Consider the following 16,815-nt stretch of genomic DNA (forward strand, 5'->3'; position numbering starts at 1 on the left):
CCTATTTCAGCCGGAAACCGAAGTTGGAGACCGGACCGGGACGGCGGATGACAGCCGTCCCGGGCCGGGGCCGGGGCGGCGGGCCGCCGCAGTTGCGGACGGCGGCCCGCCTGTCCGGTCAGCGCCCGCCGGGGGCCGCGCCCCACACGGCGGTGCCTGCCGGGTCGGTGAGCACGATGTTCGCCGTGTTCACCGGTTGTGCCCCGCTGCCGGACGGCAGCCCGGCGTAGGACCAGTCGTCGGCCGGGTCCCAGGCGCCCGCGCTGGTGACCCGTACCTGGATCTCCTTGCGGTGCGCGCTCTGCCCGGCCGGGGCGATGGCCGCGGGGCACGGGATTTCGACGTAGTACACGTCGCCCGCGTGCTGGATCGGCGCGGAGGCCGTGCCGCACTGGTTGTAGTGGGTGGTGACCGACAGCTGCGCCGGCGTGGTGGCGCCGTCGAGGGTGAAGTAGTAGCGGACCTTGCCCCCGGTCAGCGCCCTGGCCGGCCAGGCCGAGGTGTTGACCACGTACAGCTTCACCTCGGTGAAGGTCGCGCTCTGCTGGGTGGCCGCGCCCTGCACGTACAGTTCGGGGCCGTCCGGCGTCTCCGCCACCGGGAAGTTCGCCAGCGGGCTGCCGCCGAACTCGTCGTACAGCTTGGCCAGCGCGCCGGTGTAGGCGGCGTTGTAGTCGAGCGCGACCTCGTTGGCCACGTAGTCACCGCGATCGTCCACATAGGAGTCGTTGGGCTGTCCGGGACCGCCGACCAGCGCGCCGTGCAGCACGTGCCGGTTCTGCGCGGGCTGCTGGAGGTTGTCGGTCCAGCTGCCGTGCGCGGTCCGGTGGTGCGGGTTGCGCGGTGGGTTCGCGCCGAAGCCGATCAGGTAGCTCGACTGCCGCGGGTTGTCGCCGAGGGTGTAGTCGATCTGCCGGACGCCGAAGTCGTGGTAGCGCGCCCGGCGCGCCGGGTCGGTCACGTTTTCGCTGTGCACCAGCGCGGCGAACGCGGTGTTGGCGGCGTAGCGCAGCGATCCCCAGGTGTCGAGATGAGCCTGGCCGCCGGGGGAGTAGCGCACGCGCTGGCCGTTGTGGCCGGTGGTCCAGTAGTCGAGCCACCGGTTGGCATCGGTGAAGTAGCGCTCGCCCCCGGTCAGTTCGGCGAGCAGCACGTAGGCGCCGTAGGACTTGTCGTCCCAGGCGATCGTCCACTTGTAGGACCGTTCGCTGCTCTGCGGTTCGGTGGCGAGGTGGTCGTATTCGGCTTCGGCCTTGGCGAGGTAGGCGGCGTCGCCGGTCGCGCGGTACAGCCAGGCCGCCGCCCACACCAGTTCGTCCTGGTAGCCGCTCCACGACCGGTAGAAGTTCGCCGCGTCGGTGATGCAGTCGCTGTACTTGCCGCGGTGGGTGTCGGCGAACTGGTAGAGCTGTTTGGCGTGCTGCACCAACGTGTTCGCGTAGGCGGGGTCGTCGGCGGCGAAGACCATCGAGGAGGCGGCCAGCGCCGCGGCGGACTCACCGGCGAGGTCCGAACCGGGGCAGCTCGCGTCGATCTTGTACGACGGGCGCGCCATCGGCATCACCTCGGCCGGTCCCCACCAGGCGTGGTCGGGATTACCGCTACCGACCTGTCCATAGAGGACGTTCGGCTGCGGGTGTGCCTTGAGCAGCCAGTCGGTGCCCCACTTGAGGTTCGACTTCAGGTGCGGCGCCTGCCCCGAGCGCGCGTACGCCTCGGGTTCCTCGACCGCGCCCCAGGCCAGCATCGTCATGGCGGCGGCGAACGGGAGGCCGAACTTCACGTGGTCGCCCGCGTCGTAGAAGCCGCCGGTCAGGTCCAGGCCGGCGTCCTGGCCGTCCGCCAATGCGGAATCCCCGCGCCAGTTCACCCGATTGCCGGAGCCGAGCGCGCCGGAACGCTGCGCGTCGTAGAAGAAAATCGATTTCTGCAGCGCTTCGCCGTAGTTGAAGGACGCGGCTCCCGGGAAAACGGGGGTGGCGGAGGCGGGGGTGGCGAACACGGTGGTGATCAAGGCGGTGGCCGCGAACAGCAGGGAAAAGCGGCGGTGGGGCACTGCGGCCTCCTCGTTGAGGTTGTCCCGATCCGTTGATCCACATTTGGGAGCGCTCCCAGAAGTGTAGGCCCGGCGCCTGCCTTTGGGAAGAGTGGTGTGACCACTGGTGCACGAAGCGTTGTCCCCCAGGGAATACCGGGCTACGGTGAATCGGCTCCGGCAATGCCGGAAGCGCTCCCGTCAACGGTGTTGGAGGCAGGATGAACCGGGTGGGTGCCGCCGTGCTGGTCGCTCTCGGGGTGTGGAGCTCGGTGGCCGCGTGCTCCGGTGCGGACAACGCGGAACCCAAGCCTGATCGTGGCGCGGCCGCGCTGACCACCCGGCTGGAAACGGTGGACCAGGTGGCAGGCTGGGTGGCGGAGAAGGCGGGCGAATGCGCCGGTGTCACCGCGGAAAAGCCCGCCGATCTGCGCGCGTTCGTCGGTTCGGATATCGCCGCTCTCTATGAGCCGTTCGTCAGCGAATGGGCCACCTGCGCGGTGTCGCCCGAATACCCGAAGGTCGCGCTGCTGGTGTTCGGCGGTGATCGGCAACAGCAGTTCCAGCGGTCCTGGCGGCAGGCGATGACCGAGGGCGGCATCGATGACGGGCCCACTTTCGCCTTCGGCAACGGATTCGCGGTTTCGGCCGGTTTTCTCGGCGTGAGCGCCCTGGACCTGTTCTATTTCCGCTGCGACTACGCCGACGCCGCGGTGCCGCAGGTGCCCGCCGACGTGGACGGCTGTGTGTTCGCCGATCCGGAGCACGGGCATCACTGAGGCCGCCGCCTCAGTGATGCCGCCGGAGCACTACGGGCTCTGGCAGGTCAGCGACGGCACCGCCGGACTGCTGCCGGTGGAGTTCACCGACAGGCCGAACTTGGTGGTGCCGTTGGCGGCCACCGGCGCGTTCCACTCCACGTTGCGCACCGTGACCTGGTCACCGGACTGGGTGTGGCTGCCGTTCCACACGCTGTTGATGCTCTGCCCGGCCGGCAGCGTCCAGGAGGTCCGCCACCCGGACAGTGCAGCGGTTCCGTGGTTCATCACGGTGACCTCGGCCTGGTGGCCACCGTTCCAGGTGCCGGTCACGGCGTACTGCGCCATGCAGTTCGCCGGGCCCGGCGGCGGGTCGGCCGGATTGCCGCCCGAACCCTCCTTGACGCCGGTGACCTCCCCGTTCCCGCCGTCGAAGGTGACGTCGGAACAGCCGTAGAAGGTTTCCGTGCTGTCCGAGCGCTTCCACACCGAGTAGATGACGTGGCGCCCGGTCTTGCCCGACGGCAGTGCGGCGGACCAGTTGTAGGACGCTCCCACACTGCCCACCGAACCGGTGACCTGCGGGTGGTCCGCGGTGGCGAAGGGCTGTTCCTCGAGGTCGTCCCAGCGCAGCGGGGCGTTCGGGTTCCAGCCGTCCTTGGTGACGTAGAGGTAGAACCAGCCGGGGTGTGCGGCCCAGGCGTTGTAGGAGAAGGTGAAATTCGCCCCGGAGGTCAGGTGCGTGAGCGGCCAGTCGCCGACCCCGTCGTACCCGGAAAAGCTGGGATTGCCGCCCGAGCACAGCTTCCCGTCCGGGATGAAGCCGCGGGTGCGGCCTGCCCCGTCCGACCGGAGCACGGAGAACCAGTTGTAGAGCGAATTCGCCCCGCTCTGGTTCACCGCCGCCGAGCAGGCGGGATTCTGCGGCACGATGTTGCCCTGCGGGGAGAGCCCGTCCTGCCAGCAGAGGAAGGTGCGGCTGCCCGCTTTCATCAACGCGCCGTGCGCCGACGCGGGACTCGCGCCGAGCACCATCGTGAGCAATCCGGCCACCAGAGCGGTGACGGCGGCGAGTGCGGTACCCGCCCTTTTCTTTGTCACTCTTTCGCTTCCTTTCTTCCTGCCTCTCCGCGCGCGCCGACGCGGCGGAGAAATCCGTGTGGAAGCGCTCCCAGCGGAGGAAAACCATAGCGCGGCGGAGCCGCCCGGGGGAATAGCCGCAGCGGCCTCCCGCCCGGTTCGGCCAATGGGCTGCGCCGAAAGGGTGAGTTGTGGCCCGGCGGGCGACACGGACCGTCCCGCCGGTCTGGCCACCTTCCCAAAGCGGCGGTCCCGCGGGTACCTTCTGGGAGCGCTCCTAGTCGCCGTTTCCCGAGGTGGTCGCCTCGGTCCGAGATGGACACTTACGGCGGCCACCCACCCTTTCCCGGACAGGAGACCCAAGACATGCCGAACAGAGCACGACGACGTGCGCTGACCGCCACCGGCGCCCTGCTGGCGGCCGGGCTGCTGGTGCTGCCACCGGCGGCCGCGGCCGCCGAATACGAGCGGGTGGTCAACGGCGACTTCGCCAGTGGCGAGGTCAACCCGTGGTGGAACGGCGCGGGCACCACCGGATCGGTGGTCGGCGGCGAGTTCTGCACCAACGTCACCGGCGGCACGGTCAACGGCTACGACGCGCTCGCCGGGCAGAACGGCGTGGCGTACGAAGCGGGGCAGTCCTACACGCTGAAGTTCGACGCGCGGGCGGTCACCGAGCAGCCGATCTCCGCGGTGGCAGGCGAGGCGGTGGACCCGTACCGGCAGATCGCCAGGACCGAAGTGGTCGTCACACCGGAGCCGCAGAGCTTCACCTACACCTTCGAGTCCACATTGGACTTCCCGGCGGCCGGGAACGGCCAGCTGGCCTTCTGGTTCGGCGGCCAGTCCTTCGACAACACGATCTGCGTGGACAACGTCTCGCTGATCGGCGGGGTGCTGCCGCCGCCGGGGCTCGAGCCGGCCGCGCCGGTGCGGGTCAACCAGGTCGGCTACCTGCCGGACCTGCCCAAGCAGGCGAGCGTGGCGAACGAAGCCACCACGCCGCTGCCGTGGACGCTGAAGAACGCGGCGGGCACCGCGGTGGCGAGCGGCCAGAGCACGCCGAAGGGGCTGGACGCCGGTTCCGGGGAGAACGTGCACCTGGTCGACTTCTCCGCCTACGAAACCGTCGGTACCGGTTACACGCTGACCGTCGGCGAGGACACCAGCCACCCCTTCGACATCTCACCCGACGTGCTGACCGACCTGCGGTACGACTCGCTGGCGTTCTTCTACCACCAGCGCAGCGGCACGCCGATCGAGGCGGAGTACGTGGGCGCGGAGTACGCGCGGCCGGCCGGGCACCTGAACGTCGCGCCGAACAAGGGTGACAACGACGTGCCGTGCCTGACCGGGGTCGGCTGCGACTACACGCTGGACGTGCCCGGCGGCTGGTACGACGCGGGTGACCACGGCAAATACGTGGTCAACGGCGGCATTTCGGCGTGGCAGGTGCTCAACGAGTACGAGCGTGCCCTGCGCGTCGGCGACGCCACGGCGCTGGGTGACGGCAAGCTGTCGATCCCCGAGAGCGGCAACGGCGTGCCGGACATCCTCGACGAGGCCCGGTGGGAGGTCGAGTTCCTGCTCAAGATGCAGGTGCCGGACGGCCGGCCGCTGGCGGGCATGGCGCACCACAAGATCCACGACGCGCAGTGGACCGGGTTGCCGCTGCTCCCGCACGAGGACCCGCAGGTGCGCCGCCTTTCCGCGCCCAGCACCGCGGCGACGTTGAACCTGGCCGCGGTCGCGGCACAGGCTTCCCGGCTGTGGAAGGACATCGACCCGGCGTTCTCCGCGCAGACGCTGGCCGCGGCCGAAAAGGCGTACCTGGCGGCCGAGGCCAACCCGGCGAAGCTCGCCGACCCGAACGACGGCGTCGGCGGTGGCGCCTACAGCGACAGCACCGTGACCGACGAGTTCTACTGGGCGGCGGCGGAACTGTTCGTCACCACCGGCAAGAGCGACTACCGGGCCGACGTGACCGGTTCGTCGCTGTACAAGGGCGCCAGCATCAACACGCGCGGTTTCGACTGGGGCTCGACGGGTGCCCTGGGCGACATCACGCTCGCACTGGTGCCGACGACCCTGCCCGCGGGCGACATCGCCGCGATCCGGCAGGCGATCACCACGACCGCGGACGGGCACCTGGCGCAGATGGCCACGCAGGGACACCCCGCGCCGTACCGGACGCAGGACGGTACGTACGAATGGGGTTCCAACGGCCTGATCGCGAACAACGGCGTGGTGCTGGCGCTGGCGTACGACTTCACGAAGCAGGAGAAGTACCGTGAGGGCGCGTTCGGCGTGATGAACTACCTGCTCGGGCGGAACCCGGTGAACTACTCGTACGTGTCCGGGTGGGGTGAGCAGCCGGTGCGGAACGTGCACCACCGGCACTGGGCGAACCAGCTCGACCCCACGCTGCCGATCGCGCCGGCGGGTGCCCTGTCGGGCGGGCCGAACAGTTCGCTGCAGGACCCGATCGCCGCGGGCCTGCTGAAGGGCTGCCCGGCGCAGCGCTGCTTCATCGACCACATCGAGGCGTACTCGGTGAACGAGGTGACGGTGAACTGGAACTCGGCGCTCGCGTGGCTGGCGAACTGGACGGCGGAGAAGTCCACTGTGGAGCCCGCCGCTTCGTGTTCGGTCGCCTACACCGCGAACGGGTGGAACTCGGGGCTGTCGGCCTCGGTGGTGCTGAAGAACACCAGCGCGGCCGCGTGGAACGGGTGGACGCTCAAGTTCGCGTTCGGCGGGGAGCAGAAGCTGCAGCACGGGTGGTCGGCCACTTGGTCGCAGTCCGGGCGGGACGTCACGGCCACGAACCTGCCGTGGAACGGGACGGTCGCCCCGGGTGCCTCGGTGACCGTGGGCTTCAACGCCTCCAGCCCGGGCCCAGCCACCACCCCGGCCACCTTCAGCGTCAACGGCTCAACCTGTAAGTAGCCGGTGCCACGAATGTGGCTTTGGGGGCGGATTCCGCCCCCAAAGCCACATTCGTGTCCCCATCCCCGCCCCCAGTGTGGAACTCGGCTCCCTGAACGTGGTGTTCAGCTCCCTGAACGTGGTACTCGGCTTCCTGAACGTGGTACTCGGCTTCCTGAACGTGGGACTCGCCGATGCGCGCTGCGCCCGGCGAGTCCCACACTCGTGCACCCGAGTCCCACACTCGTGCAGCTGAGTTCCACGTTCAGGTAGCCGAACCCCGCACTGGGGCAGCCGAATCCCGCGTTCGGGTGGGACCCCGGACGTCACGAATGTGGCTTTCGGGACGCGGAACGTCTCGAAAGCCACATTCGTGACAGTGGCACCCCCCTGGCTCAGCTGTTCAGGCGTTCTCCGGTTTCCGGGTGGAACAGGTGCAGTTCGCCCAGGTCACGGATGGCCACCCGCAGCGTCTTCCCCATCGAAGGTGCCAGCCGCCCGTCGATGCGCAGGACCAGCGACTGGTCTTCCGGGGTGGTCCCGTGCACCAGTGCGTCGGCGCCGAGTTCCTCCACCAGGTCCACGGTGAGCTTGATCGCCTCCTCCGCGGAGCCGGTGACCCGCAGCGCTTCCGGCCGCACGCCGATGGTGATCTCCTCGAGGCCCGCCCACTTGGCGTCCCGCAGCTGGTCGCGGCGCAGGGGGATCTCGTAGGCCCCGATCCGCACGCCCCAGCCGTTCACCGGCACGGTCAGCAGGTTCATCGCCGGTGAGCCGATGAAGCCCGCCACGAAGGAGTTCCGCGGGTGGTCATACAGCTCCCGCGGCGTGGCGCACTGCTGCAGCAGCCCGTCCTTGAGCACCGCCACCCGGTGCCCCATGGTCATCGCCTCGACCTGGTCGTGCGTGACGTACACGGTGGTCGTGCCCAGCCGCCGCTGCAGCGCGGCGATGTTCGCCCGCGTCTCCACCCGCAGCTTCGCGTCCAGATTGGACAGTGGTTCGTCCATCAGGAACACCGAGGGCTCGCGCACGATCGCCCGTCCCATCGCCACGCGCTGCCGCTGCCCGCCCGAGAGCGCCTTCGGCTTGCGGTCGAGGTACGGCTCCAGCTCCAGCAGCCGCGCCGCGGTGAGCACCCGTTCCCGGATCTCGGCCTTCGGCGTGCGGCGCAGCTTCAGCGCGAAGCCCATGTTCTCGCCCACCGACATGTGCGGGTACAGCGCGTAGTTCTGGAACACCATGGCGATGTCCCGGTCCCGCGACGGCATCGCGGTGACATCCTTGTCACCGATCCGCACGGCACCCTCGTCGATCTCCTCGAGGCCGGCGAGCATGCGCAGCGCGGTCGACTTGCCCGAACCGGACGGCCCGACCAGCACGAGGAACTCCCCGTCGGCCACGTCGAGGTCGAGCTGGTCCACCGCGCGGACCGGGGGCTTGCCCGCGTACACGCGGCTCGCCCCGGTGTAGGAAACGGCCGCCATCAGGAGAGCCCGTCCCCGCGCAGGCTGTTCTCCTGGATGATCCGCGAGTACCGTTGCGCGCTCAGCTTCGGCGTGCGCCGCTGCGTCTGGTAGTCCACGTGCACCAGGCCGAACCGCTTCGCGTACCCCTCGGCCCACTCGAAGTTGTCCAGCAGCGACCAGTAGAAGTACCCGCGCAGGTCCACCCCGCGGTCGATGGCGGCGTGCGCGGCGGCCAGGTGCGACTCCAGGAACGCCACCCGGTCGTGGTCGTCGACCCGGCCGTCGGCGATGTTGTCCGGGTACGCCGCGCCGTTCTCCGTGACGTACAGCGGCAACTGCGGGTACTTGCGGTGCAGGTCGACCAGCAGCGCGGTCAGCTCGCCGGGGTTGGTCTCCCAGCCGGAGTCGGTCAGCGGCAGCCCGCGCGCCGGGAAGCTGGCGTACTCCACGCCGACCCATTCCGACGGGAGCCCGGAGGCCTCGTCCGAATGCCCGGAAACGTGGTGGTCGCGGTAGTAGTTCACGCCGAGCATGTCGATCGGGGCGGCGATGGTGGTCAGGTCGCCGTCCTTGACCACCTCGCCGATGCCGTAGGGCGCCAGGTCGTCGAGCACGTCGAGCGGGTAGCGCGCCTGCAGGATCGGCTCCAGGAAGATGCGGTTCTGCACCCCGTCGACCCGGCGCGCGGCCTCCACGTCGACCATGTCGTCCGGGTTCGCCGGGTGCACCGGGAACAGGTTGAGCGTGATGCCCGCCGTGGCCCGGGTGCGCGCGCGGATCACGCCGACGGCGAGCCCGTGGCCCAGCATCAGGTGGTGCGCGGCGGCCACGGCGGCGTCCGGCTCGGTGCGCCCCGGTGCGTGCCTGCCACTGGCGTACCCGGCGAAGGCGGTGCACCACGGCTCGTTCAGCGTGGTCCAGGTGTCCACCCGGTCACCGAGCGCGCCCACCACGGTCTCGGTGTACTCGGCGAAGCGGAAGGCGGTGTCGCGGTTCGCCCAGCCGCCGCGGTCTTCGAGCGACTGCGGCAGGTCCCAGTGGTACAGCGTCGGCCACGGCGTGATGCCGTGCTCGAGCAGGGTGTCCACCAGGCGGCGGTAGAAGTCCAGCCCGGCCGGGTTCGGCGCGCCCGGCTCGGCGCCGATGCGCGGCCAGGCGATGGAGAACCGGTAGGCGCCGAGACCGAGGTCGGCCATCAACCGGACGTCCTCGGCCATCAGCCGGTAGTGGTCGGCCGCCGGGTCGCCGGTGTCGCCGTTGCGCACCGCGCCGGGACGCGCGCAGAAGGTGTCCCAGATGGACGGTACCCGCCCGTCCGCGGTGGTGGAGCCCTCCACCTGGAACGAGGCCGTCGCCGCGCCCCAGAGGAACTTCTCCGGGAACCGCAGCCCTGCTTCGGTGGCGAGTTCCTGCGGGATAGTCGACATTTTCACCCTTTCACAGCGCCTTGCATGATGCCGGCCACGATCTGGCGGCCCAGCAGGAGGAAGACGATCAAGATGGGGATGGTCGCCAGCGTCGTACCGGCGAGCACCAGTGAGTAGTTGGTGTAGTAGCCGCTCTGCAGCTGTTCCAGTGCCAGCTGGACGGTGGGGTTGCCCGCGTCCAGCACGATCAGCGGCCAGAGGAAGTCGTTCCACGAGGTCATGAAGGTGAACATGGCCAGCACCGCGGCCGCCGGGCGGACCGCGGGCAGGCACACGTGCCAGAAGGTGCGGATCATGCTGCACCCGTCCACCCGCGCCGCCTCGATCAGCTCGTGGGGCACGGCGTCCACTGTGTACTGGCGCATCCAGAACACGCCGAACGCGGTGACCAGGTTCGGCACGATCACCGCCTGCAGCCCACCGGCCCAGCCCAGTTCGGACATCGCGATGAACAGCGGGATCACCCCGAGCTGGGTGGGCACCGCGAGCGTCACCACGATGAACACGAACAGCGGGTCGCGGCCGCGGAAGCGCAGCTTGGCGAAGGCGAACCCGGCCAGCGAGGAGAACAGCACCGTGGACAGGGTCACCGAGGTGGCCACCAGGACGCTGTTGCCCATCGCCTTCCAGAACGCCACCGAGTCGAACACCTGCGCGGCGTTGGCGAAGAAGTTCCCGCCGGGCACCAGCGGGGGCATCCGCTCGGTGAGCATCCCGTTGTCCCGGCTGGCCACCAGGAACGACCAGTAGAACGGGAACATCGAGCCGAGCACGAACACCGCGAGGGTGGCGTAGACGAAGAAGTTCGGCCTGCCGAGCTTGGCCACCTTCGGGCGGGCGGGCGGTGCCGGGGGAGCCGGTACCGCGGTGGTCAGGGTCATCGACGCCCTCCTTCGGTGCTGGCCAGCCGCCGGGTGATCAGGAAGTTCACCAGTGCGATCACCACGATCAGCAGGAACAGCATCCAGGCGATCGCCGAGGCGTAGCCGAGGTCGAAGTTCTCGAAGCCCTGCTGGTACATGTAGAGCGTCACGGTCTGGAACTGGTTGCTGGAACCGCCGTTGTTCGAGCCCTGCCCGACGTCGAACAGCTTCGGCTCGGTGAAGATCTGCAGCCCGCCGATGGTCGAGGTGATCACCACGAAGATCAGGGTCGGGCGCAGCAGCGGCAGGGTGATGCTGACGAACCGGCGCACCGGCCCGGCCCCGTCGACCACCGCGGCTTCGTTGATCTCCTTGGGGATGGCCTGCATCGCCGCGAGCACGATCAGCGCGTTGTAGCCGGTCCAGCGCCAGTTCACCATCGTGGCGATGGCCACGTGGCTGGACAGCGTGCCGGCCTGCCAGTCCACCCGGTCCAGGCCGAACGCCTCGAGGATCGAGTTCAGCAGGCCGTACTGGTTGCCGAACAGGTTGGCGAAGATGATGCCGATGGCCACCAGGCTGGCCGCGTAGGGCAGCAGGATGCCGACCCGCCAGCCCGTCGGGCCGCGCAGCCGGGTGTTGAGCAGCGCGGCGAGCAGCACCGCGATCACGACCTGCGGCCCGCTGGAGAGCACGAAGATCGACAGCGTGTTGCCGACGGCGTTCCAGAACTGGCCGTCGCCGAAGAGCTCGACGTAGTTCTCGAAGCCGACGAACGGGGGATCGTCGTCGCCGATCTCCCAGTCGTAGAGCGAAACGTAGGCGGTGTAGAGCAGCGGGAAGAGCCCGACCAGGCCGAACACCACGAAGAAGGGGGCGATGTAGGCGTACGGCGAGTACTTGACGTCCCATTTGGACAGCCGGTGCCGGAAGGTGGGCCGCGGCGGGACGGCCGAAGGGCGATCGTCCCGCCGCGGTGCCTGCACAACGGTCATGTGTGCGTTACCCGACGATCTTCTTGGCGCCGTCGACGAGCTGCTGCCACCCCTGCGCCGCCGGGGTGCCCTGCTCCACGGCCTGCAGCGCGGGCGTGCTCACGTTCTCCTGGATCTGGCCGTCGCCGGGGCCCTTGTACTGCGGCTTGGCGATCTTGCGGGCCTGCGCGGCGAAGAGCTCCCCGGTCTTGGGGTCACCGGCGAAGAACGGCTCGGTCTGCGCGGCCAGTTCCGGTGAGGCGAGCGCCTCGGTCTGGCTGGGGAAGGTGCCCTTGGCCTGGAAGGCCTTCAGCTGCTGGGCAGGCGCGGTGAGCCAGGCGGCCAGTTCGGCGGCCTCCTTCGGGTGCTGCGACTGGGTCGGCACGGTGAGGTAGGAGCCACCCCAGTTGCCGCCACCGCCGGGGAAGGCGTCGGTGACCGCCCACTTGCCGCGATTTTCCACCCCGCTCTGCTCCTTGATCACGCCGATCATCCACGCCGGGCAGGCCTTGGTGGCGAAGGCGCCTTCCTTGAAGCCGCTGTTCCACTCGTTGCTGAACGCGGTCAGCTTCGCCGACTGCCCCTGCTCGACCGCGGCGGTGACCTGGTCCCACGAGCGCTTGATGCCGGGGTTGGCGTCCAGCGTCAGCTTGTCCTCGCGGTTGAGGTAGCCGACCTCCTGCTGGTTCACCATCGCGTTGAAGTTCTGCGCCGCGGAGTCGAACCAGGGCTTGCCCCCGGAGGCCCGCACGTACTCCTGCCCGGCCTGGAAGTAGCTCTCCCAGGTGGCGAACAGCGGTTTGACGCTCTGCGGGTCCGACGGCATGTTGGCCGCCTCCAGCAGGTCCTTGCGGTAGCACATGGCCAGGGGGCCGCTGTCGGTGCCGTAGCCGATCAGCTTGCCGTCCTTGCTCTTGCCCATCTCGAACTTCCACGGCAGCCAGCGGTCGGCACCGGCGTCGGCCGGCCCGATCTGGCTGAGGTCGTTGAACCGGGAGGCCTTGTCCAGCACGTTGGACAGGTGGCCCTCCTCGACCGCCTCGATGTCGGCGAGGCCGGAGCCCGCGCCGAGCTTGGCGATCAGGTTCTGGTGGTGCGGGCCCGCCTTGCCCGACTTGCGCTCGGTGACCTTGATGTTCGGGTGTGCCGCCTCGTACTCCTCCAGCAACCTCTCGTAGCCGAATTCGCCGAAGGTGGCGATCGTCAGTTCGATCGGCCCGCCTGAATCCGCCGGTTCGCCACTGCCGGACGTACCGCACGCGCCGGCCAGCAGGGCCGTCGTCGCCAGCATCGTCGTCAGGGTGAGTAATCTTCTTGGCCGGTTTCGCACTTGCTGCCCCTATTTCCGGATGGGTTTGTTCGCTCGTATGGCGGAGCACTCATGGGAGCGCTCCCAGTGCAGGCGAGTGTGTCCCCGGTCTCGTCGGGTGTCAAGAATCCGTTTCCCGAGCGTTACCCCGCGGCCACCCGGTGGAAGCCTGGGGTCAGGCGGACTCGCGGGTGACCAGCTCGGTGGGCAGGATGACCGGGCTGAGCCGCGTCTCCGGCTCGCGGATCTGCGCGATGAGCAGTTTCGCCAGCTCACGGCCCATCTGCTGGACCGGCTGCGCGACGCTGGTGAGCATCGGATCGATGTTGCGGGCGATGTCGGAGTCGTCGAAGCCGATCACCGCGACGTCGTCCGGCACGCGCCTGCCCGCCGCGCGCAGCGCGCGCAGGGCGCCCGCGGCCATCAGGTCGCTGGCGGCGAACACCGCGTCGACCTGTGGGTCCTTTTCCAGCAGCTCGCGCATCGCGGCTTCACCGCTGGCCTGGCCGAAATCGCCCTGGGCGACCAGGCGGGCGCCACCGCGGCGCCCGCGCAGCGCCGAGCGGTAGCCGCTGAGGCGGTCGATGCCCACGGCCATGTCCTGCGGCCCGGTGATGGTGGCGATGCGGCGGCGGCCCTGCTGGTACAGGTACTCGGTGGCGGCCTTGGCGCCGGAGAGGTTGTCGGCGTCGACGTAGGGCACGGTGCCGATGTCGGAGATCGGCCTGCCGTTGAGCGCCACCGGTGCGCCCGCGGCCACCAGGTTGCGGGGGAGCGGGTCGTCCCCGTGCAGGGAGATCAGCGCGACCCCGTCGACGTGTCCGTTGCGCACCAATTGTTCCACCCGATCGTGTTGCCGGGCGGTGCTCGCCATCATCAACTGCAGTTGCAGCGGGGTGGTCGAGAGTTCCTGGCTCAGCCCGCGGACCAGGCTGCCGAAGAACGGTTCGCCGAACACCCGCGCCTCGGACTCGGAGACCACCAGCAGCACGGTGTCGCTGCGCCGGGTGACCAGGCTGCGCGCGGCGTGGTTGGGGACGTAGCCGAGTTTCTGGATCGCTTCCTGGACGGCCTTGAGCGCGCGCGGGCTCACTTCGAGCGAGCCGTTCACCACCCGGGAGACGGTGCCGCGGGACACGCCGGCCTCCACCGCCACCTGTTCCAGGGTGGGGCGCCCGCTCGTCCGGGCTCGACCAGTACTCGTCATGTTGTGACTCCCCGACTCCGCTTGGGTTCCCGCTGCTGCCCAGCATGATACTGGGAACCCTCCCAGCGCGGTCCGCCTTGACACCCAGCGGAAGGGAAGCCACACTGAAGCGGCTTTGGGAGCGCTCCCATCCTAGTCCCGCCGAGACACTCGGAGGTATGGATGGCGATCAGCAAGCGGCTTGCCGCGGCAGGCGCACTCGCGTGCGCCGCCGTGGTGGCGGTTCCCGGTGGCTCCGCCGCGCAGGCGGAGTCGGCGTTCTATGTGGACCCCGGCACCAACGCGGCCCAGTGGGTGGCGGCGAACCCGGGAGACTCGAGGACACCGGCGATCCGGGACCGGATAGCGAGTGTTCCCCAGGCGCGGTGGTTCACGACCACCAACACGGGCACGGTGCGATCCCAGGTGGACACTTTCGTCGGCGCCGCGGCGGCGGCGGGCAAGGTGCCCATCCTGGTGGTCTACAACGTGCCGAACCGGGACTGCGGCGGCGCGAGTGGTGGCGGTGCGCCGTCGCACCCGGCTTACCGGCAGTGGGTGGACGAGGTGGCGGCCGGCCTGGCCGGGCGCCCGGCGGCGATCGTGCTCGAGCCGGACGTGCTGCCGTTGATGACCAGCTGCCAGACACCGGCCCAGCAGGCCGAAACCAGCGCCTCGATGGCGTATGCCGGAAAGGCGCTGAAAGCCGGCTCGGGGCAGGCGAAGGTCTACTTCGACATCGGGCATTCGGCGTGGCTGGCACCGGGTGAAGCGGCCGCGCGGTTGAAAGCGGCCGACATTTCCGCGAGCGCGGACGGAATCTCGACGAATGTTTCGAACTACCGGAACACCTCCGATGAGATCAATTTCGCGAAGTCCGTTCTTTCCGCGATCGGCGACAGCAGGCTGCGCGCGGTGATCGACACTTCCCGCAACGGCAATGGGCCGGCGGGCAGTGAATGGTGCGACCCGCCGGGACGGGCGGTCGGCACGCCGAGCACCACCGACACCGGAGATGGGCAGATAGCGGCTTTCCTGTGGGTCAAGCTGCCCGGGGAGGCCGACGGCTGCATCGCCGCGGCCGGCCAGTTCGTGCCGCAGCGGGCCTACGAACTCGCCACCGGCTGAGGTCTGAACGCTATGAATGGGGCATTACTTGCAATGACCGCAAGTAATGCCCCATTCATAGCGTTGAAGGGTCCTCGCGTGGTGGGTGCGGTGTTCGCCGTGGGAAATTCCCTCGCTCGGCCTAGTTTAGGCCAAAGGGCTTCCGGATCCAGGCCCGCACGGGTTAGAGTCCTCGTTCTGGGAGCGTTCCCAGGCTCTCCCTGAAGATCATGACAAAGGAGTCATCATGCGTTCTGCCTTCGCTAGAGGCACACCACGCAAACGGCTGATCCGTGGCCTGGCCGCGGCGGTCTCGCTCGCGTCGGCCTCGTTGGTGGTCACCGGTGTCGGGGGTGCGTCGGCGGGAGCCGAGCAGGCCCCGGCGCCCCGGGTGGACAATCCCTACGCCGGTGCCAAGGTGTACGTGAACCCCGAGTGGTCGGCCAAGGCCAACGCCGAGCCCGGTGGGAGCCGGATCGCCAACCAGCCCACCGGTGTCTGGCTGGACCGGATCGCCGCGATCGAAGGCGTCAACGGTGGCATGGGCCTGCGCGATCACCTGGACGCCGCCGTGCAGCAGTCCGGCGGGCAGCCCCTGGTGATCCAGCTGGTGGTCTACGACCTCCCCGGCCGTGACTGCGCGGCGCTGGCCTCCAACGGCGAACTGGGCCCGGAGGACCTCCCGCGCTACAAGGCGGAGTTCATCGACCCGATCGCCTCGATCGTGGCCGACCCGGCGTATGCGAACCTGCGCATCGTGACCACGGTGGAGATCGACTCGCTGCCGAACCTGGTGACCAACACCGGCAGCCGCCCGACCGCCGTGCCCGCGTGCGACAAGATGAAGCAGAACGGCAACTACGTCAAGGGTGTCGGCTACGCGCTGGCCAAGCTCGGCGCGGTCGAGAACGTCTACAACTACATCGACGCCGGCCACCACGGCTGGATCGGGTGGGACGACAACTTCAACGCCTCGGCGCAGCTGTTCCTCGAGGCCGCCAAGGCCGAGGGCAGCACGCCGGCGAACGTGCACGGGTTCATCGCCAACACGGCGAACTACTCGGCGTTGAAGGAGAACAACTTCACCATCAACGACTCGGTCAACGGCACCTCGGTGCGCCAGTCCAAGTGGGTCGACTGGAACCGGTACGTCGATGAGCTCTCCTTCGCCCAGGCGTTCCGCCAGGAGGCGGTCAAGGTCGGCTTCCCGTCCAACGTCGGCATGCTGATCGACACCTCCCGCAACGGCTGGGGCGGCAGCGCCCGCCCGGCAGGCCCGGGCCCGCAGACCAACGTGGACGCCTACGTCAACGGCGGCCGGTACGACCGCCGCATCCACCCCGGCAACTGGTGCAACCAGTCCGGTGCCGGACTCGGCGAGCGGCCGACCGCGGCCCCGGCCTCGGGCATCGACGCCTACGTCTGGATGAAGCCGCCGGGTGAGTCCGACGGTGCCAGCAAGGAGATCCCGAACGAGGAGGGCAAGGGCTTCGACGAGATGTGCGACCCCGCCTACCAGGGCAACGTGCGCAACGGCAACAACCCGTCCGGTGCGCTGGCGGACTCCCCGCTGGCCGGGCACTGGTTCCCCGCGCAGTTCCAGCAGCTGATGCAGAACGCGTATCCGCCGCTGTAGCCACACCCGCGGCCGGGCGGGCCACTGTCCACAGTGGCCCGCC

At 69.3% G+C, this 16,815-nt stretch carries 12 protein-coding genes; 4 read left to right on the top strand and 8 right to left on the bottom strand.

What is annotated here, in order from left to right:
- Positions 1-118 precede the first annotated feature (118 nt).
- Entirely contained in the window at positions 119-2,056 is a 1,938-nt protein-coding gene (locus L3Q67_RS29695; RefSeq protein ID WP_499184727.1) for a glycoside hydrolase family 9 protein, read from the bottom strand.
- A gap of 200 nt (positions 2,057-2,256) precedes the next feature.
- On the opposite strand from L3Q67_RS29695, the gene L3Q67_RS29700 reads away from it, so the two are divergent.
- Positions 2,257-2,814, top strand: a complete 558-nt coding sequence (locus tag L3Q67_RS29700) for a hypothetical protein (RefSeq protein ID WP_499184728.1) — start codon at positions 2,257-2,259, stop codon at positions 2,812-2,814.
- A gap of 30 nt (positions 2,815-2,844) precedes the next feature.
- Here the strand turns inward: L3Q67_RS29700 and L3Q67_RS29705 are convergent, their stop codons facing one another.
- Complete coding sequence (locus L3Q67_RS29705; protein WP_499184729.1) at positions 2,845-3,894, bottom strand: lytic polysaccharide monooxygenase auxiliary activity family 9 protein; 1,050 nt, start codon at positions 3,892-3,894, stop codon at positions 2,845-2,847.
- Positions 3,895-4,239: 345 nt separating this feature from the next.
- Here L3Q67_RS29705 and L3Q67_RS29710 point away from each other — a divergent pair, with 345 nt between their 5' ends.
- The gene (locus tag L3Q67_RS29710; RefSeq protein WP_499184730.1) at positions 4,240-6,822 is read left to right on the top strand and encodes a glycoside hydrolase family 9 protein; all 2,583 of its coding nucleotides are present in this window, start codon (positions 4,240-4,242) and stop codon (positions 6,820-6,822) included.
- A 374-nt stretch (positions 6,823-7,196) separates the two neighbouring features.
- On the opposite strand, the gene L3Q67_RS29715 is transcribed toward L3Q67_RS29710, so the two are convergent.
- From L3Q67_RS29715 to L3Q67_RS29740, 6 genes are all read right to left on the bottom strand, one after another.
- Entirely contained in the window at positions 7,197-8,288 is a 1,092-nt protein-coding gene (locus tag L3Q67_RS29715; protein WP_499184731.1) for an ABC transporter ATP-binding protein, read from the bottom strand.
- On the bottom strand, positions 8,288-9,697 hold the full coding sequence (locus tag L3Q67_RS29720) for a glycoside hydrolase family 1 protein (RefSeq protein WP_499184732.1): 1,410 nt from the start codon (positions 9,695-9,697) through the stop codon (positions 8,288-8,290). The genes L3Q67_RS29715 and L3Q67_RS29720 overlap by 1 nt, the downstream gene beginning before the upstream one ends.
- 2 nt (positions 9,698-9,699) lie before the next feature.
- Positions 9,700-10,578, bottom strand: a complete 879-nt coding sequence (locus tag L3Q67_RS29725) for a carbohydrate ABC transporter permease (RefSeq protein ID WP_499184733.1) — start codon at positions 10,576-10,578, stop codon at positions 9,700-9,702.
- Positions 10,575-11,555: a carbohydrate ABC transporter permease gene (locus L3Q67_RS29730; RefSeq protein ID WP_499184734.1), complete on the bottom strand. Its 981-nt coding sequence runs from the start codon at positions 11,553-11,555 to the stop codon at positions 10,575-10,577. The genes L3Q67_RS29725 and L3Q67_RS29730 overlap by 4 nt, the downstream gene beginning before the upstream one ends.
- A gap of 7 nt (positions 11,556-11,562) precedes the next feature.
- Entirely contained in the window at positions 11,563-12,825 is a 1,263-nt protein-coding gene (locus L3Q67_RS29735; RefSeq protein ID WP_499184735.1) for an ABC transporter substrate-binding protein, read from the bottom strand.
- Between the two features lie 193 nt (positions 12,826-13,018).
- Positions 13,019-13,999: a LacI family DNA-binding transcriptional regulator gene (locus L3Q67_RS29740; RefSeq protein WP_282767862.1), complete on the bottom strand. Its 981-nt coding sequence runs from the start codon at positions 13,997-13,999 to the stop codon at positions 13,019-13,021.
- A gap of 213 nt (positions 14,000-14,212) precedes the next feature.
- Here L3Q67_RS29740 and L3Q67_RS29745 point away from each other — a divergent pair, with 213 nt between their 5' ends.
- Both L3Q67_RS29745 and L3Q67_RS29750 read left to right on the top strand, forming a co-directional pair.
- The gene (locus L3Q67_RS29745) at positions 14,213-15,157 is read left to right on the top strand and encodes a glycoside hydrolase family 6 protein (RefSeq protein ID WP_499184736.1); all 945 of its coding nucleotides are present in this window, start codon (positions 14,213-14,215) and stop codon (positions 15,155-15,157) included.
- A 226-nt stretch (positions 15,158-15,383) separates the two neighbouring features.
- Positions 15,384-16,772, top strand: coding sequence for a glycoside hydrolase family 6 protein (locus tag L3Q67_RS29750; RefSeq protein ID WP_499184737.1), 1,389 nt, complete (start codon positions 15,384-15,386; stop codon positions 16,770-16,772).
- The last annotated feature ends 43 nt before the right edge of the window (positions 16,773-16,815 follow it).

It is taken from the genome of Saccharothrix sp. AJ9571 (assembly GCF_021725495.1).
Taxonomy (GTDB): Bacteria; Actinomycetota; Actinomycetes; order Mycobacteriales; family Pseudonocardiaceae; genus Amycolatopsis; species Amycolatopsis magusensis.